18 protein-coding genes are annotated in these 17,289 nt (G+C 32.7%); 11 read left to right on the top strand and 7 right to left on the bottom strand.

Features of this window, described 5'->3' with window-relative positions; translation table 11 throughout:
• Nucleotide 1 precedes the first annotated feature (1 nt).
• The 5 genes from pfkA to ACFS5M_RS08415 are packed head-to-tail and all read left to right on the top strand — an operon-like array spanning nt 2 to nt 5,037.
• The gene (pfkA, locus tag ACFS5M_RS08435) at nt 2-988 is read left to right on the top strand and encodes a 6-phosphofructokinase (RefSeq protein ID WP_183487840.1); all 987 of its coding nucleotides are present in this window, start codon (nt 2-4) and stop codon (nt 986-988) included.
• A 13-nt stretch (nt 989-1,001) separates the two neighbouring features.
• Complete coding sequence (gap, locus tag ACFS5M_RS08430) at nt 1,002-2,003, top strand: type I glyceraldehyde-3-phosphate dehydrogenase (RefSeq protein ID WP_183487838.1); 1,002 nt, start codon at nt 1,002-1,004, stop codon at nt 2,001-2,003.
• 55 nt (nt 2,004-2,058) lie between these two features.
• Nucleotides 2,059-2,922, top strand: coding sequence for an N-acetylglucosamine kinase (locus tag ACFS5M_RS08425; RefSeq protein ID WP_183487836.1), 864 nt, complete (start codon nt 2,059-2,061; stop codon nt 2,920-2,922).
• Nucleotides 2,922-3,284 (top strand): methylglyoxal synthase, encoded by a 363-nt coding sequence (locus ACFS5M_RS08420; protein ID WP_183487834.1) that lies wholly within the window; start codon nt 2,922-2,924, stop codon nt 3,282-3,284. The genes ACFS5M_RS08425 and ACFS5M_RS08420 overlap by 1 nt, the downstream gene beginning before the upstream one ends.
• A gap of 37 nt (nt 3,285-3,321) precedes the next feature.
• Complete coding sequence (locus tag ACFS5M_RS08415) at nt 3,322-5,037, top strand: phytoene desaturase family protein (RefSeq protein ID WP_183487832.1); 1,716 nt, start codon at nt 3,322-3,324, stop codon at nt 5,035-5,037.
• 1 nt (nt 5,038) lies between these two features.
• Here the strand turns inward: ACFS5M_RS08415 and ACFS5M_RS08410 are convergent, their stop codons facing one another.
• The 4 genes from ACFS5M_RS08410 to ACFS5M_RS08395 all read right to left on the bottom strand — a co-directional run bounded on the left by ACFS5M_RS08410 (nt 5,039) and on the right by ACFS5M_RS08395 (nt 7,896).
• Entirely contained in the window at nt 5,039-5,266 is a 228-nt protein-coding gene (locus tag ACFS5M_RS08410; protein ID WP_183487830.1) for a VF530 family protein, read from the bottom strand.
• Nucleotides 5,266-5,475, bottom strand: coding sequence for a DUF6500 family protein (locus tag ACFS5M_RS08405; protein ID WP_183487828.1), 210 nt, complete (start codon nt 5,473-5,475; stop codon nt 5,266-5,268). Before ACFS5M_RS08405 ends, ACFS5M_RS08410 begins: the two co-directional genes overlap by 1 nt.
• Nucleotides 5,475-6,773 (bottom strand): DEAD/DEAH box helicase, encoded by a 1,299-nt coding sequence (locus ACFS5M_RS08400; protein WP_183487826.1) that lies wholly within the window; start codon nt 6,771-6,773, stop codon nt 5,475-5,477. The genes ACFS5M_RS08405 and ACFS5M_RS08400 overlap by 1 nt, the downstream gene beginning before the upstream one ends.
• Nucleotides 6,774-6,852: 79 nt before the next feature.
• On the bottom strand, nt 6,853-7,896 hold the full coding sequence (locus tag ACFS5M_RS08395; protein ID WP_183487824.1) for a GMP reductase: 1,044 nt from the start codon (nt 7,894-7,896) through the stop codon (nt 6,853-6,855).
• Between the two features lie 177 nt (nt 7,897-8,073).
• On the opposite strand from ACFS5M_RS08395, the gene ACFS5M_RS08390 reads away from it, so the two are divergent.
• From ACFS5M_RS08390 to ACFS5M_RS08380, 3 genes are read left to right on the top strand one after another with little or no spacing between them, the layout of a single operon-like run.
• Nucleotides 8,074-8,964, top strand: a complete 891-nt coding sequence (locus ACFS5M_RS08390) for a YitT family protein (RefSeq protein WP_183487822.1) — start codon at nt 8,074-8,076, stop codon at nt 8,962-8,964.
• A complete protein-coding gene (locus ACFS5M_RS08385) occupies nt 8,964-9,548 on the top strand; it encodes an HD domain-containing protein (RefSeq protein WP_183487820.1) in 585 nt (194 codons plus the stop codon). The genes ACFS5M_RS08390 and ACFS5M_RS08385 overlap by 1 nt, the downstream gene beginning before the upstream one ends.
• 24 nt (nt 9,549-9,572) lie before the next feature.
• Nucleotides 9,573-10,730: an adenylate/guanylate cyclase domain-containing protein gene (locus tag ACFS5M_RS08380; RefSeq protein WP_183487818.1), complete on the top strand. Its 1,158-nt coding sequence runs from the start codon at nt 9,573-9,575 to the stop codon at nt 10,728-10,730.
• Between the two features lie 80 nt (nt 10,731-10,810).
• Here ACFS5M_RS08380 and ACFS5M_RS08375 read toward each other — a convergent pair whose 3' ends face one another.
• Nucleotides 10,811-11,500 carry a hypothetical protein gene (locus ACFS5M_RS08375; protein ID WP_183487816.1) on the bottom strand — a complete coding sequence of 230 codons (690 nt, stop codon included), beginning with the start codon at nt 11,498-11,500 and terminating at the stop codon, nt 10,811-10,813.
• Nucleotides 11,501-11,667: 167 nt separating this feature from the next.
• On the opposite strand from ACFS5M_RS08375, the gene ACFS5M_RS08370 reads away from it, so the two are divergent.
• Nucleotides 11,668-12,765 (top strand): DUF3667 domain-containing protein, encoded by a 1,098-nt coding sequence (locus tag ACFS5M_RS08370; protein ID WP_183487814.1) that lies wholly within the window; start codon nt 11,668-11,670, stop codon nt 12,763-12,765.
• A 6-nt stretch (nt 12,766-12,771) separates the two neighbouring features.
• Here ACFS5M_RS08370 and uvrA read toward each other — a convergent pair whose 3' ends face one another.
• Nucleotides 12,772-15,558, bottom strand: coding sequence for an excinuclease ABC subunit UvrA (gene uvrA, locus ACFS5M_RS08365; protein WP_183487812.1), 2,787 nt, complete (start codon nt 15,556-15,558; stop codon nt 12,772-12,774).
• 237 nt (nt 15,559-15,795) lie between these two features.
• On the opposite strand from uvrA, the gene ACFS5M_RS08360 reads away from it, so the two are divergent.
• The gene (locus ACFS5M_RS08360) at nt 15,796-16,380 is read left to right on the top strand and encodes an RNA polymerase sigma factor (RefSeq protein WP_183487810.1); all 585 of its coding nucleotides are present in this window, start codon (nt 15,796-15,798) and stop codon (nt 16,378-16,380) included.
• A gap of 52 nt (nt 16,381-16,432) precedes the next feature.
• Nucleotides 16,433-16,579 (top strand): hypothetical protein, encoded by a 147-nt coding sequence (locus ACFS5M_RS08355; protein WP_183487808.1) that lies wholly within the window; start codon nt 16,433-16,435, stop codon nt 16,577-16,579.
• 25 nt (nt 16,580-16,604) lie between these two features.
• Here the strand turns inward: ACFS5M_RS08355 and ACFS5M_RS08350 are convergent, their stop codons facing one another.
• Entirely contained in the window at nt 16,605-17,261 is a 657-nt protein-coding gene (locus ACFS5M_RS08350) for an endonuclease III domain-containing protein (RefSeq protein WP_183487807.1), read from the bottom strand.
• Between the last annotated feature and the right edge of the window lie 28 nt (nt 17,262-17,289).

Genomic DNA, 17,289 nt, shown 5'->3' with positions numbered 1-17,289 from the left:
TATGTCAAAAACCATAAAAAAAATTGGAGTCATGACTTCTGGAGGAGATGCTCCAGGAATGAATGCTGCAATTCGTTCTGTGGCAAGAACATGTGCATATCATAATATAGAATGTGCTGGAATTTATAGAGGTTATGAAGGCATGATTGAAGGAGACTTCAAAGAATTGACTGCTCGTAATGTAAAAGGCATAATTAATAAAGGTGGAACCATTTTAAAATCGGCTCGCTCTAAAGCATTTCGAACGAAAGAAGGTCGCCAAAAAGCGTATAACGCTCTTAAAGCAGCAAATATTGATGCTCTGGTACTTATTGGAGGAGATGGCACGTTTACAGGTGCTTTAATCTTTAATCAAGAATTTAACTTCCCAGTTATTGGAATTCCAGGAACTATTGATAATGATATTTTTGGAACCTCACATACCTTAGGTTATGATACAGCATTAAACACCATTGTTGATGCTATTGATAAAATTAGAGATACAGCAAGTTCTCATAATCGCTTGTTTTTTGTGGAGGTTATGGGAAGAGATGTAGGACATATTGCACTTAATGTTGGTGTTGGCGCTGGAGCGGAAGAAATCCTAATCCCAGAAGAGGATTTAGGACTTGATCGATTGTTAGAATCTTTAAGACGCAGTAAATTATCTGGAAAATCATCTAGTATAGTCGTTGTTGCTGAAGGTGATAAAATTGGAAAAAATGTTTTTGAGTTAAAAGACTACGTCGATGAAAACATGTCTGAATACGAAGTGAGAGTTTCTGTGCTTGGTCATATGCAACGTGGTGGTTCACCTAGCTGTTTTGATCGTGTATTGGCAAGTAGAATGGGAGTAAAGGCTGTAGAGAGCCTGCTAGATGGACAATCTAATTTTATGGTAGGCTTATTAAATGATAAAATCAAACTAACCCCTTTAGATAAAGCAGTTAAAGGAAAATCTAAAATCAACGAAGAATTAATACGTGTGTCAGATATCATGACCATATAATAGCAATAAAAAAATGACAAAATTAAAATTAGGAATTAATGGATTTGGTAGAATTGGAAGAATTGTTTTTCGAGCTACTATTAAAAAGGAGAATGTAGATGTTGTAGCTATAAATGATTTGTTAGATGTAGAACATTTGGCTTATCTTTTAGAATATGATTCTGTTCACGGACGATTTGATGGCACCATTGAAGTTAAAGACGGACACCTTGTCGTTGATGGTAAAACCATACGTGTCACTGCAGAGCGTGACCCTAAAAATTTAAAATGGGATGAAGTCGGAGCAGAAGTTATTGCAGACTGTACAGGAATATTTACAACTATGGAAACTGCAAACTATCACATTCAAGCAGGAGCAAAAAAAGTTGTGATTTCTGCGCCAAGTAAAGATGCTCCAATGTTTGTAATGGGTGTAAATCATAATGACGTAAAAGCGTCAGATATCATAGTATCTAATGCCTCTTGTACTACTAATTGCTTAGCACCTATGGCCAAAGTTATAGATGATAACTTCGGAATTGAAGAAGCACTTATGACAACTATTCACGCTTCTACTGCAACACAATTAACAGTTGATGGACCTTCACGTAAAAATTACCGTTTAGGACGTTCTGCTTTAAACAACATTATTCCTTCAACAACTGGAGCGGCAAAAGCTGTGGGAAAAGTAATTCCACATTTAAATGGAAAACTTACAGGAATGGCTTTTCGTGTTCCAACTGCAGATGTCTCTGTTGTCGATTTAACGGTTAGAACTCAAAAAGAAACATCTTATGAAGCGATTAAAGCCGCATTCCAAAAAGCTGCAGATGGTGAATTAAAAGGAGTGCTAGGTTATACAGATGATGCAGTAGTTTCTCAAGATTTTGTAGGTGAAACAAATACATGTGTGTTTGATGCCTCTGCTGGAATTGAACTAAATTCTAAATTCTTTAAAATTGTAGGCTGGTATGATAATGAATTTGCTTATTCTACTAAACTTGTAGAATTGGCTATGCATGTTAACACACTTTAGAAAACACAAAGTGAAGCTGTTAATTTTTATTAACAGCTTTTTTTATTTTTGATATATGATATTAATAGCTGATAGCGGATCTACAAAATGCGATTGGATTGCATTAGACCAAAAAGGAAAGCAATGTTTTGAAAAAGTAAGAACTAAAGGCTTAAACCCAGCAATTCTTAGCGAAAAAAAACTCACTAAAATCATTAAAAAAAGTGATGTCCTTATGCAAAGTAAAAAGGAAGTCACTCATGTTTTCTTTTATGGTGCTGGTTGTGGTACTGAAAAACCTAGACAACTATTAAAGAATATACTAGAACGCATTTTTAAAAAAGCTATCGTTGAGGTGCAAGAAGATACCATGGCTGCCGTTAGAGCTTCAATAAGCACACCAAATGAAGCAGCTATAGTCTGTATTTTAGGTACAGGCTCTAATTGCAGTTACTATGATGGCAAACATTTGCATCAACGTGTAGACTCTCTTGGGTATTCAATTATGGATGATGCTTCAGGAAATTATTTTGGCAAACAACTTCTTCGTGATTATTATTTTAATCATATGCCAGAAAATTTAAAAGCTTCATTTGCTAGTCAGTTTAATGTTGAGCCTGATTATATAAAGTATAACCTTTATAAACAACCCAATCCAAATGCCTATTTAGCGGCTTTTGCTGAGTTCATGTTTTTGAATAATGAGTCTGAATACATTTCTAACCTTATAACATCAGGAATCACTTTATTTGCAAAAAATATGATTTACCAATTTAAAGATGAGTTGGCTAATGTGCCTGTACATTTTGCAGGCTCTATTGCTTTTTTCTCTCAAAAAGAAATTAGAACCGTAGCTAAAGCACTTGGCTTTAAAGTTGGTAATTTTGTAAGAAGTCCTATTGAGGGCTTAAGTAAATATCATATTAATAACTTAAATTAATGGAAATAGCTATTATTGCCCACGATGGGAAAAAAGCTGAAATGGTTCAGTTTTTAAATGAGCATAAAGAAATTTTTCATCAGAAAGAAATTACATTAGTATCTACAGGAACTACTGGTAAAAAAGTGAAAAAAGCAGGGTTTGACGTTACCAGATTATTATCTGGACCACTAGGTGGTGACGCGCAAATTGCAGCTAGAGTTGCAGAAGGAAAATGTAATTTAGTGCTATTTTTTAGAGATCCATTAGAAAAACATCCTCATGAACCAGATGTGCTTATGCTTATGCGTATCTGCGATGTGCATGACGTACCACTAGCAACCAACCCTGCAACGGCGGAATTATTAATAAAAGGGCTTTAGTTTTATAGATTTAAAAAATAAAATTATCTTGTAACACATGATAAAATCAACTTCAGAAAATCAACTACAAGATAATCAGTACGATACAATAATTATAGGTTCAGGAGTTGGTGGATTATCAGCTGCTATTTGTCTTGCTAGAGACGGACAAAAGGTTTTAGTTTTAGAACAACACGATGTTCCAGGTGGTTGGTGTCATAGTTTTTATCTTAACGGTTATCGCTTCACTCCTGGTGTACACTATGTTGGCTTAATGGAAAAAGGGCAATCCTCTTGTGAGTTGTATGAAGGCCTTGGCATTGCCAACGATATTGGGTTTTACAGAATGAATCCTAAAGGATTTGACCATTGCTGGATAGGTGAAGAACGATTTGATTATTCTGCAAATTGGGAGGACTTTCAAAAGGATCTTATAGCACGTTTTCCTCATGAAAAAAAGGGCATTACAAAATATCTGAAATTGGTTAGAAATGTTGGAAGGCAATTACAACTCATACCAAAAATAAGAGGTTGGTGGCAACAAATTACAATTCCATTTCGTACTAAGCATATGGGAAAGTATTCTCCTTTTACCTTAAAGCGTGTTATTAATTGGCATGTTAAAGATCCTTTGTTACAAAATATTTTAAATATTCAGTTTGGCAACCATGGTTTGCCTCCAGGAAAAGCAAGTTTTATTATGCATGCAGCAATCATGTGTCATTATGCTGAAGGGGGTTTTTATCCAATGGGTGGAGGAGGTGCTTTGGTGAAAGCAATGACGAATAAAATCAAAGCTTTTAATGGTAAAATTAAAACGAGTACTCCTGTAAAGTCTATTTTGATTGAAGATAAGAAAAAGAAAAAAGCTGTAGGTGTAGAGCTGTCTTCAGGAGAAAAGATTTATGCTAATCATATCATATCTAATGCAGATCCAGATACTACTTATTTTAATTTAATAGGAAGAGAACATCTTAGCAAAAAACTATTAAAGAAGTTAAACAACACGACTTATTCTTGTACATCATTAATGTTATTTTTAACGGTTGATATGGATGTCAAAAAAGCAGGATTAGATTCAGGGAATATCTGGAGAATTCCTAATAAAGATTTGGATACCATAAATGATGATATGCAGAAAACTAATATTCTTGATGGCGAAGAATTCTCTGGCATGTTTATTAGTTGTACCTCATTAAAAGATCCAATTAGTTTCGATGGTCGCTATCATACTATTGAAGCTATTACCTATATTAATTACGACGCTTTCGCGGATTTTAAAGACGAACCTGTAGAGCGTTCAGCAAGATACTTAAAGTTTAAAGAACAAATTATTCAAAAGTTTTTAGTGACTTTAGAAAAGGTAATTCCTGGTATAACTGATGCTATTGTGCATAAGGATTTAGGTACTCCAATGACCAATGAATATTACATCAATACAACTCGGGGCAATGTATATGGAACCGAAAAAAGTTTAAAACATATTGGACCTTTTGCCTATAAACAAAAGAGTGAAATTGAAAACATGTATATGTGTGGTGCTTCAATTGTGTCTCATGGAGTTGCTGGAGCTGGGTATTCTGGAGTGCAAACAGCTGGAGCTATTTTAGGGAGAAGGCAAGATGATTTATTAAGTCTCGAAGACAATCAAAGTTTGCGCATTTTTGAGGCTGAAGATGATTCTAATTATCCAGAATGGATGACCAAAAAAATCGAAGTGAAAAAAGCACGATTGGCTTCTGGAGGCGATATATTTGCAAAAACTGAAGGCTAAATTACTTTCGTCTTTTAGAAAGCATTTCTAAATATAAAGCTTCAACTTTAGTTCTCGCCCAAGGTGTTTGTCTTAAGAATTTTAAACTCGATTTTACTGAAGGGTCATGTGTAAAACATCTAATGTTTATTGTATAGCCTAAATATTCCCAACCATAATGCGCTTGTAATTCAGTTACAATTTGCTCTAACTTTATTCCGTGTAATGGATTGTTTGGTTGAGCAGTCATTATTCAACTAGGCTTTTAATTTTAACAGCTTTTTCGAAGTGATCGAGTTGGTGCGTTAAAATCCACCATGTCGCTGCTTCCATTAATAATTCAGGGTTATCATTTTTATTGGCAAAGAAGGCATAAAAGGATAAACCCACATTTTCACCTTTTTGTTGAATCTTTTGGTTGCAGACTGATATGATTTTGTTTTTGAGTTCTGGTCTCATTATTTTTTTGAATTGGAATTTCTATTTCGTCTAGAGTTTCTATTTCTATTCCTGTTTTTATTTGTTCTGTTGCCTTCTGTGTGTTTTGAAGCATTTTGCCCTTTGCTTTTTCTTGAATTATTAGAACGTCCTTGTCCTTGTTTTTTTGGTGCAGTGGGTTCATTTGGATCTGGTTCAAAATCTTCAATGGTTTCTGATGGAATTTTTAAATCGACTAATTTTTCAATGTCTCTTAAATATCCTAGCTCTTCTGTACAAACTAAAGAAATAGCTTCTCCTTGAGCGCCAGCACGACCTGTTCTGCCAATACGATGTACATAATCTTCTGAAATATTTGGCAATTCAAAATTCACAACATGAGGTAATAACGGAATATCTAATCCACGTGCCGCAATATCTGTAGCCACTAAAACACTTATACGTCCACTTTTAAAACCAGCAAGTGCTTTAGTTCTTGCACCTTGACTTTTGTTGCCATGAATAGCAGCTGCAGAGATATTAGCACTAATCATTTTTTTAGTCAGCTTATTAGCACCATGTTTAGTACGTGTGAATACTAAAACTTGATTCCATTGTCCATCAATAATGAGTTTTAGGATTAGTGCTGTTTTTTTGCTTTTTGCAACTCGAAATACTTTTTGCGAAATGGCATCAACCGTTGTGTTTTCTGGCGTAGCTTCAACTTGAATAGGATTGTGTAAAATCCCATGAGCTAATTTTTTGATATCCTTAGAAAAGGTGGCTGAAAACATTAAGTTTTGTCTTCGATCAGGCATCAATCTCATCACGCGTTCGATATCTCTTAAAAATCCCATATCAAGCATTCGATCTGCTTCATCTAACACAAAAATCTCAACACGTTTTAAAGACAATAGATTCTGAGACTCTAAATCTAATAAACGTCCTGGTGTAGCGACAAGCACATCAACACCTTGTCGTATGGTTGCGACTTGAGGTTTTTGATTTACACCTCCAAAAATGACTGCACTTCTTATATTCAGATATTCGCTATATTCTCTAACATTAGCATAAACTTGTGCCGCTAATTCTCGTGTTGGTGTTAGAATTAATGCGCGAATTGGTCTGTATTTTTCTTTTGGATTTTCAGATAGTATATGTAATAAAGGTAATGTGAAACCAGCCGTTTTACCAGTACCTGTTTGTGCAGATGCTAGAACATCTTTTCCCAGTAAAATAGGAGGGATAGCTTTTTGTTGAATTGGACTTGGTGTAGTGTACCCTTTTTTTTGGACAGCTTTTAATAAGGCTTCAGATAAGCCTAATGCTTTAAATGACATATGATAAATTTGGTCAATGACAATTTACGCTTGTCATTTTGTAAGTCACAAAGGTACGTCTATTTTTTTTGGTGTAGTATTATTCCTTTGAGTACACTTGATTTTCTTGTTCAGCAACACGAATAAAGGTTGTACGCTTTGTTAGTTCTTTTAATCGAGAAGCACCAACATAAGTACAAGTACTTCTTATACCACCAAGAATATCTAAAAGCGTGTGATCGACTTTACCTTTATAAGGAACTTTAACCGTTTTTCCTTCACTAGCTCTATATTCTGCTACACCACCAACATGTTTATCCATGGCAGTATTAGAACTCATGCCATAAAATTGCTTATAATGTTTGCCATTATCTTCAATTAATTCACCTCCAGATTCTTCATGGCCAGCAAGCATACCACCAAGCATTACAAAATCTGCTCCTGCACCAAATGCTTTAGCCACATCTCCAGGAATGGTACAACCACCATCACTTATAATATGACCACCTAAACCATGTGCAGCATCAGCACATTCGATAATAGCTGATAATTGCGGATAACCTACACCTGTTTTTACACGTGTAGTACACACACTTCCTGGACCAATTCCAACCTTAATGATATCTGCACCAGCAAGGAGTAATTCTTCTACCATTTCACCCGTAACTACATTTCCTGCAATAATGACTTTATCTGGATATTGTGTACGTGTATGTTTAACAAAATCAACAAAATGTTCAGAATAACCATTAGCGACATCAATACAAATAAATTTAAAATGCGGATTAAAGCTGAAAATTTCAGCTAGCTTTTCAGCATCTTGAGCACCAGTGCCTGTGCTAATTGCGATATAATTTTCTATCCCTTCAGGCGCATTACTAGAAAAAACGTTCCAATCTGTAACCGAGTAGTGTTTATGAATAGCAGTAAATAATCCTTTTTGACTTAAAGCCAGAGCCATCTCAAAAGTGCCAACCGTATCCATATTGGCAGCCATAATAGGAATACCTTGCCATTTAGTTTTACTATGTAAAAATTGAAATTCACGTTGTAAGGATACTTGGGATCGACTCTTTAGTGTTGAGCGTTTAGGTCTAATCATGACATCTTTAAAACCAAGCTTTATATCGTATTCTATGCGCATATTCTTTAATTAGGAGATAATCAAATATAGAAGTAAATAAACTATTTTAGAAATGTAATTATTAACAGGTTGTTGATAGTTTTAATAAGAGTTCTGTTTTATAAAATTCGAATATGATAGTTTAAAGTTTAATATATTTTATTTTTATGTAAATTAGTTCAAATTAAATTTATTTAAATGAGCCATTCTACTTCAGAACCCTTTAGTCTGAAATCTATATTTTCTTTAAAATCATTATTATTAAAGTTTATTGGTGTTTTATGTGCAACCATAGCTATTAAAGGGTTTATGATTCCTAATCACTTTTTAGATGGAGGTATTTTAGGGATTTCTATTTTAGTTCATGAATTCTATCATATAGATGTTAGTATACCATTGATTTTACTAAATCTACCTTTTGTGTATATTGGCTATAAGAAAATTGGAAAAAACTTTGCAGCGCATGCATTTTTGTCACTAATTATATTAGGAATATTAATTAATATTCTTCCAATACCTCCTGTTACATATGATCATTTTTTAACAGCAATTTTTGGTGGTGTCTTTGTTGGCTTAGGGATTGGATTTGTCATTCGTGGTGGTGGTGTTATTGATGGATTAGAAGTAATAGCAGAATATACTAATAAAAAATTAGGGCTTTCTACTTCTGAAATTATTATGGCTATTAATACTACAATTTTTTTAGTCATTGCTTTCTTTTTAGGAATTGAAAAAGCAATGTATTCTATAATTACTTTTTTTACTGCATTACGCGTTTCTGATTACGTTGTTGATGGTTTTGAAAAATTGATTTCGCTTACTATAATTTCACCAGAACCTGAATTAGTAAAACAAATTATAGTTAATGATTTCAATAAACCTATTACTGTTTACAAAGGAGAAAGAGGCAACTTACCAGGGAATTATGGAGTTAAATATGATTGCGATATTATAGTAGCCGTTGTAACTCGATTAGAAATGCATAAAATAAAGAAAGCCATAGCAGAAGCAGAGCCTAAGGCATTTATGTTTGTTCAAAATATTAGAGAAGTTGGAGGAGGTATAACTATTAAAAAAAATAGTCATTAATGGATTTAGATTTTAAAATTTTATACAATAAAATTACTGAGACTTTAAAACAACAATTACCTAGCCATTTGACCTATCATGATATTAATCATACTTTATATGTCCTTGATCGTGCAATATATATAGCTAATAAAGAAAAAATTTCGGAGCATGAACTAAAATTGATAAAAGTTGCTGCTTTATTTCATGATATTGGTTTTATTAAAAGTCATATTGATCATGAAAAAAAAAGTACAGAGTATGCTAGGCATAAGCTTAGTAACTATAATTTTTCTAAAGCAGATATTGATAGAATATGTGGAATGATCATGGCTACTAAAATTCCGCAAACACCTAAAAATCTATTAGAAAAAATAATTGCTGATGCCGACCTAGAATATTTAAGCACCAATTCTTTTAAAGTAAATGGTGATAGATTATATAAAGAATTAAAACATTATAATAATAAACTTACTCGCAAAGAATGGAATAAAATTCAGATTCAATTTTTAAAAGCCCATAGCTACCATACTAAGTATTGTAAACAATATAAAGAATTTAGAAAAAACAAAAATTTAGATATTCTAATTCAAGAAAATTTATAAGTAACGCTATTAAATAATATAATTATGGATTCAATTAAAAATGAAATTCTCTTAGCATTTGATACATTCTGGGATATTTGGGCAAATAGAGATAATAAAGAAAATACTTTAGATGATATTATCCCTTTTTTTAATAATTCAATAAGTACTATTGGAACTGGAGATCATGAATTAGGAAAAGACTATCATGAAGTGGTTCAGAATTTTAAATCTGATTTTAATGAATTTCATAAGCCATTATCTATAAATTACACTTATAAAAAAGCTATGGTATTATCAAGTACTAGTGGCTATGTTGAAGCTGTGGCTATTGTGAGTTTCGAATTAGATGACGGCACACCTCTTAACCTTCAATTAAGGTTTACTACAATTTTTGTACTTAAAAATGATAAGTGGTTAATTGCTCATAGTCATATATCTATGCCTTCTAATGATCAAGATATAGGAGAATCTTTTCCTATTGATGCTTTAAAAGCAAAAAATAATAGACTTCAAGAATTAGTTACTATTAGAACTAAAGAATTAGAAGAAAAATCGGATCTTCTTCGAAAAGAGAAGGAAAAAACAGAATTGCTATTGTACAATATTTTACCAAGAAAAATTGCTAGAGAATTAATTGCTAAAGGAAAAATTGCAACTGTTAGACATGAAAATGTTAGTGTTATTTTTACCGATTTTATGGGATTTACACAAATTGCTTCAACGGTTTCCGCTAAAAAAATAGTTAAAGAGTTAAACGAAATCTTTTTTCATTTTGATGATTTAATTAGAGAAGAATCTCTCGAAAAAATAAAAACAATAGGTGATTCTTACATGGCAGTGTGTGGCTTGCCTGAAGCTGATGATAAGCATGCTTATAAATGTGTTAGAGTAGCAAAAAAAATGCAAAATTTTATTCAAAATAGAAATAAAACCAATGACATTGAATGGAAAATGAGAGTAGGTATTCATTCAGGTCCTGTAGTCGCAGGTATTGTTGGTAAAGATAAATTTGCCTATGACCTTTGGGGTAATACTGTTAATGTTGCTAGCCGATTAGAAACTGCTGGATTGGAGGGTAAAGTTAATATTTCACATGATACTTATGAACTTTTAAAAGGCGACCCTATTTTTACTTTCGAAAGCAGAGGTAAAATAAATACTAAAGGTAAAGGCGAAGTGGAAATGTATTTTGTAAGTTAAAAATAAAAATCCCACGAACTTGCCTTAATTAGAGCTGTTTCGTGGGATAGTTAAAACTAAAATAGTTAGGGATTTATAGACTATTTGCGCTTTATTTTTTTTTGCTTTTTGACTTTTCCATCTTTTCTGTAGTAGTAAAAGTCTTCGGTATCTGTAAAATGATTAGATGCATTCCAAGTATTGTATTCTATAAAATGATTTGTATTACAAGAATTTGCGCCACATATACCACAACCTTGGTTCCAGTAGTTTACGTGACCATTAGTTGAAATGATTTCTCCAAATGAGTTGTATCTAATATGCAATCCGCCTACTTGACTGACTAAACCTAATCGGTTATAATTAATATAAACTGAGCCTAAACGTTTTACTTGATCATATCTATTATAGTTAACAAATACATTGCCAACTCTACGGACTTTACCATCTCTATCGTGAGTAACAATAACACCTCTTGGTACACTTGAAGCAGTAAATGTAACTTGGGTTCCTGGTGCGCCAAAAGTAGAATTTATAGAAGGGCCTCTTCTAGATGTTCTAGTTCTGTAGTAAAAGCTTCCTTGTGTGTCGCTTAGATTTGTATTAAAATCAAAACTTCCATCTGGGAAAATTAAAAACTCCACACCACGCTCTACAAACTGAATTGGTTGTGCATAACTGTAGCGTGAAATATTTAAATCTTCACCTTGTGTTGCAGTAATTTTTTCTGCTGCTGTTACAGTTGTTAATGTCATTAACAAACCTGTAAATAATAGTACTAAATTTTTCATAGTAAAAGGGTTTTAGATTATGCCTACTCATTTAGCTTTTCGGCTTACGCTATTTGTTTATCTAGTTTCAATTGTCATGCCAAAAATGTAAAGTCTTGTCTATTAGATAGTTGATTGTGTTTTTATTATGCTTTCTTTTTTTTACTTTTATAAAAACTAACCAAACGATGTCTGTACAACTTAAGGACTGCAAGAATTGTGAGCAACCTTTTAATGAAGTCTATGAGTTTTGTCCGTATTGTGGACAAAAGGATAAAGATGAGTTAACTATTGGTGTCTTGTTTTATAACACGATAAGTAATTATTTTTCTTTTGATGCACGTTTTTTTAAGAGCTTTATTCCTTTACTCTTTAGACCAGGTTACTTAGCCACTAAGTTTATTGAAGGTAAGCGCTTATTGTATTTACATCCTGCTCAAATGTACTTATTTATTGCTGTAGTTTTTTTCTTTTTAAATTCATTTAATGTTAATAAATGGAAAAATGAAATTGACACTAGTTTGGCAAAAACTCTAAATAAGGAGAAAGTATTGGATACCGTTAGAGATGAAAAGGTTAGAGATTCTTTAAAACTTATAGAATTATCTAAATTAAGGACAAAAGATTCTATTGCAAAAGCAGCGGTTAGAAAAGCTCTTGAGGATAATAAAGTGTTTACTGGGATGACTCAAAAAGAAATTGATTCACTCGTTAGTATAACAAATGCTAAGAATAATAACTTGAATTTTGATTTTAATGAAAAAGAAATAGATTCCCTTATTGCTGTTGGAGCTTCAGAAAATCTTATTTATCGTGCTATGGGAATGCCAGATGATGCTGGACGATTTAAACGTCATTTTTATGGGCAAATGCTAAAATTTTATAAGTCACGTGAAGGCGGAAGCATATTACAACGATTATATGATACCATTCCTATTGCGATGTTCTTTTTACTACCTCTTTTCGCTTTAATTTTGAAGATTCTTTATATAAAACGCGGACGTTATGCGCATCATTTGGTCTTTAGTTTTTACTATTTTTCATTCCTATTTACAGTTTTTAGTATTATTATAGGAATCAACTTTGTATGGGATATTCCAGACTGGATTGATTGGCTAGTTGCGTTTTCTACTTTTTTCTATTTATTTTTTGCTTTAAAGCGCTTTTATCAACAAGGTTGGTTTTGGAGTTTCTTTAAGGCAAGCTTAACAGCTTTTGTCTTTGTAATATTTGTAGCACCTTTAGCGATGATGTTTCTAAGCCTATTTGCCTTTTATTTTTATTAGAAAGTACTATAGTTTTTCTTTTAAATACTGCCCAGTAACTGAAGCTTCAATTTTTACTAGGTCTTCAGGAGTTCCTGAGGCGACAAGCTGACCTCCAGGTTCTCCGCCTTCTGGACCTAAATCAATAATATAATCGGCACATTTTATGAGTTCCAAATTATGTTCAACCACAATAATAGAATGCCCTTTTTCTATTAAAGCATTAAATGATTTTAATAGTTTTTTAATGTCGTGAAAATGGAGTCCAGTCGTCGGTTCGTCAAAAATAAATAAAGCGTTTTCTTGCCTTGAACCTTTACCTAAGAAAGTGGCTAATTTAATACGTTGTGCTTCACCACCAGAAAGGGTTGAAGAACTTTGTCCGAGTGTAACATAGCCTAAACCAACGTCTTGTAAAGGTTGAAGTTTAGCTTGTATTTTTGTTTGATGATGTTCAGTAAAAAAAGCAATAGCATCATCAATAGTAAGGTTAAGTATATCATCAATACTTTTACCTTCAAAATTGACCTCGAGGACTTCTTTTTTAAAACGTTTTCCTTTACAGGTTTCACATTCTAAATGAACATCAGCCATAAATTGCATTTCAATTGTAACTTCACCTTCACCTTTACAAGTTTCACAACGTCCGCCATCAACATTAAAACTAAAGTGCTTGGCTTGATAATTACGAATTTTGCTTAGCTTCTGGTTAGAATATAACGCACGAATATCGTCATAAGCTTTCACATAAGTCACTGGATTAGAACGTGAAGAGCGCCCAATTGGATTCTGATCGATAAATTCGATATGCTTTACGTTAGAATAATCTCCTTTTAATTCTGAAAACTGTCCAGGTTTATCACCAAAACCAGTAAGTTCCTTTTGTATGGCAGGAAATAATATTTTTTTAATTAAAGTACTTTTTCCACTTCCTGAAACTCCAGTAACTACGGTTAGCATACCAAGAGGGAAATTTACATCAATATTTTTGAGATTGTTTTCACGAGCACCAATGACTTCAACAGAATATTTAGACGTGCGGCGTTTTTTAGGCACATCAATCTTAAGAGTTTCATTCAAATACTGAGCTGTTAACGAATTTGAAGCTAATATATCTTGAAATGTTCCAGTTGCTACCACATGTCCACCAAAGGTTCCAGCTTCTGGTCCAATATCTATAATGGCATCAGCTTCTTTCATAATGTCCTCATCGTGCTCAACTACAATTACAGTATTACCTAAATCTCGAAGCGCTTTTAGAACTAAAAGAAGGCGTTCGGTATCCTTTGGGTGTAATCCAATACTTGGTTCGTCCAGTATATACATAGAGCCTACTAAACTACTGCCAAGTGAGGTTGCTAAGTTAATTCGCTGGCTTTCACCTCCAGATAAGGTATTAGATTTTCTATTTAAAGTGAGATAATTTAAACCTACATTTGATAAAAACGAAAGCCGATTATTAATTTCTTTTAATAAGCGTTTTGCGATTTGGGTATCATAATTATTAAGTTCTAATTGTTTAAAGAATTGGCTTAATTTATTTAAAGGCATTTCAACCAAGTCAGTAATAGTTGCACCTGCAATTTTAATATAGTTTACTTCATTGCGTAATCGCTTTCCGTTACAGGCTTTGCATTTAGTTTTTCCTCTGTAGCGTGAGAGCATCACACGGTTCTGAATCTTATAGGCTTTACTTTCTAATTCGTTAAAGAAAGTATTTAGACCTTCAAAATAGGAATTGCCTTCCCAAACTAATTGTTTATGTGTTCCGCTTAGTTCAAAATAGGGTTTATGTATAGGAAAATCGAAATGATGTGAATTATTTACTAATTGATCTCTATACCAACTCATACTTACTCCTCGCCAAGGAAAAATAGCATTTTCATATATTGAAAGCGCAGTATTTGGAATTACTAAATCATCATCAATATCAATTATATCACCATAACCTTCACATTTAGGACATGCGCCATAAGGGTTGTTAAAGCTAAACAAGTGCACATTTGGTTCTAAAAAAGTGATACCGTCTAACTCAAATTTATTACTAAAATGCTGTTGTTTATTGTCGTTTAACGATTCGATATAACATTCGCCCTTACCTTCAAAAAAAGCTGTTTGTACAGCATCTGCCAATCGGTTATGGAAATCTTCATCCTCTTTAGTGATAATTCGATCTACGACAAGAAAAAGATCTTTAACTGATTCAGTAATATTTTGAGATTCATCTAAGCGTATGATATCATCTTTCACTTTTATTCTTGCATATCCTTGCTGATTTAAGACTTTTAACTTGTCTTGCATGGCGCGACCATCTTCTAAATGAATAGGAGCGAGAAGAAGAAGTTTTTCGCCTTCAGGAAAAGATTTTACAAAGTTAACAACATCTGCAACTGTATCCTTCTTGACTTCTTTTCCAGATTCTGGAGAGTATGTTTTTCCAATTCTAGCAAATAGTAATTTTAAGTAATCATAAATTTCTGTAGAAGTTCCAACGGTTGAGCGTGGGTTTGTAGAATTTACTTTTTGTTCAATAGCAATAGCTGGAGCAATGCCTTTGATGTAATCTACTTTAGGTTTGTTAAGTCTGCCTAAAAATTGTCGAGCATAACTAGAAAGGCTTTCTACATAGCGTCTTTGACCTTCAGCATATAGAGTGTCGAATGCTAAACTAGACTTTCCTGAACCAGATAAGCCAGTTATGACCACGAGTTTATTTCTTGGAATCACAACATCAATATTTTTTAGGTTATGCAATTTTGCACCTTTAATGATGATGTTTGTTTTAGGATTTACTTCAGAAATATTAGTAATCATAAGCTTTTTACGAGAATAATCTTGCAAAGATACTTCATATATTTCAGCATAAAAAATAGATTATTGTGCAATTTGTTGTTAAAAAAATCATATTTTTTTTGCATTTTAGGAATGATTGTTGTTATATTTACCTCATAACATTCTATAAACTAAAAAACTAGCCTATAAGCTGAGCATTACTTTTTAAATTTTAACCCCAAGCTGGAAGTCTATCTTCTATGCAAAAAAGTAATGATTATGAAAAAAGAGCTTATCACTGATGCCACTCTGGTTAGTAACTACATTAAAGGAGACGAAAGTGCATTAGAAATTCTAATTACTAGACACAAACAACGTATTTACAGTTTTATCTATTCTAAAGTTTACGATAGAGATATAGCTGAAGACATTTTTCAAGATACTTTTATAAAAGTGATAAGAACATTAAAACGTGGTGCTTATAATGAAGAAGGTAAATTTTTACCTTGGGTTATGCGTATAGCTCATAATTTGGTTATCGACCATTTTAGAAAGAATAACAGAATGCCTAAATTTAGTAATAGTGGTGAGTTTAGTATTTTCTCTGTGCTAAGCGATAGTGCTTTAGATGCTGAAAAATCGCTTATTAAAGAGCAGGTAGAGCGTGACGTTAGACGTGTTATTGAAGAATTACCAGCAGACCAAAAAGAGGTTTTGGTGATGCGTATGTATAATGATATGAGTTTTAAAGAAATATCAGAAAAAACTGGTGTTAGTATAAACACAGCATTGGGAAGAATGCGTTATGCGTTAATAAATATGAGAAAGATAATTGATAAGCATAATATTATTTTAACCAATTAAACAATAATATATAATTTGTTGCGTTAGTAAAGTAAACCAATAAAATTAATAAATGGAAAAACTTTACTCTAAAGACCCCAAAAACAAACAAATTAATATGAACCCTAAGAAAGAAACGATAGATTTTCTTCTTAGTTACTCTAAGGCTTTAAGTGTTATAAATTGTAATAAATTGAAGTTTGAAGCGCTTCTAAACTAAACTTTGAAAAAGTCCTGAATAGTCATCAGGACTTTTTTTTATAATATGCTTTTAAAACTGATTGCCTCCCAATAGTTTTTGTAATAATATCTTTTTCTAAATCCCAACCTCGAGCTGGCGAATATTCTCGTCCATACCAAATAATCTGCAAATGTAAATCGTTCCAAAGGTTTTTTGGAAATAAACGTTTTGCATCTTTTTCAGTTTGAACTACATTTTTTCCATTAGTTAAATCCCATCGGTACATTAGTCTATGAATATGTGTGTCTACAGGAAATGCTGGAACCCCAAAAGCTTGAGACATAACAACACTAGCTGTTTTGTGACCAACAGCTGGTAATGCTTCTAAATCTTCGAAATTTTGAGGCACTTTTCCATCATGCTTTTCAATTAAAATTTTTGATAAGCCATAAATTCCTTTGCTTTTCATAGGTGACAATCCAACAGGTTTGATAATATCTCTAATGTCTTCAACAGACAATTTTACCATATCATAAGGATTATCAGCCTTTTTAAATAAAAGAGGTGTGATTTTATTTACTCTAACATCTGTGCTTTGTGCAGATAACAATACTGCGATTAGTAAGGTATAAGGGTCTTTATGGTCTAATGGAATGGGAATTTCTGGATAAAGGGTATTTAATGTAGAAATTATAAAATCTACTTTTTCTTGTTTGTTCATTAATTGTACATTTGTATTACAAAGTTAA

It is taken from the genome of Lacinutrix iliipiscaria (assembly GCF_042686125.1).
Lineage (GTDB): Bacteria > Bacteroidota > Bacteroidia > Flavobacteriales > Flavobacteriaceae > Oceanihabitans > Oceanihabitans iliipiscarium.
The sequence above is the reverse complement of the archived record's forward strand: the minus strand, read 5'-3'. Positions and strand labels throughout refer to the sequence as shown.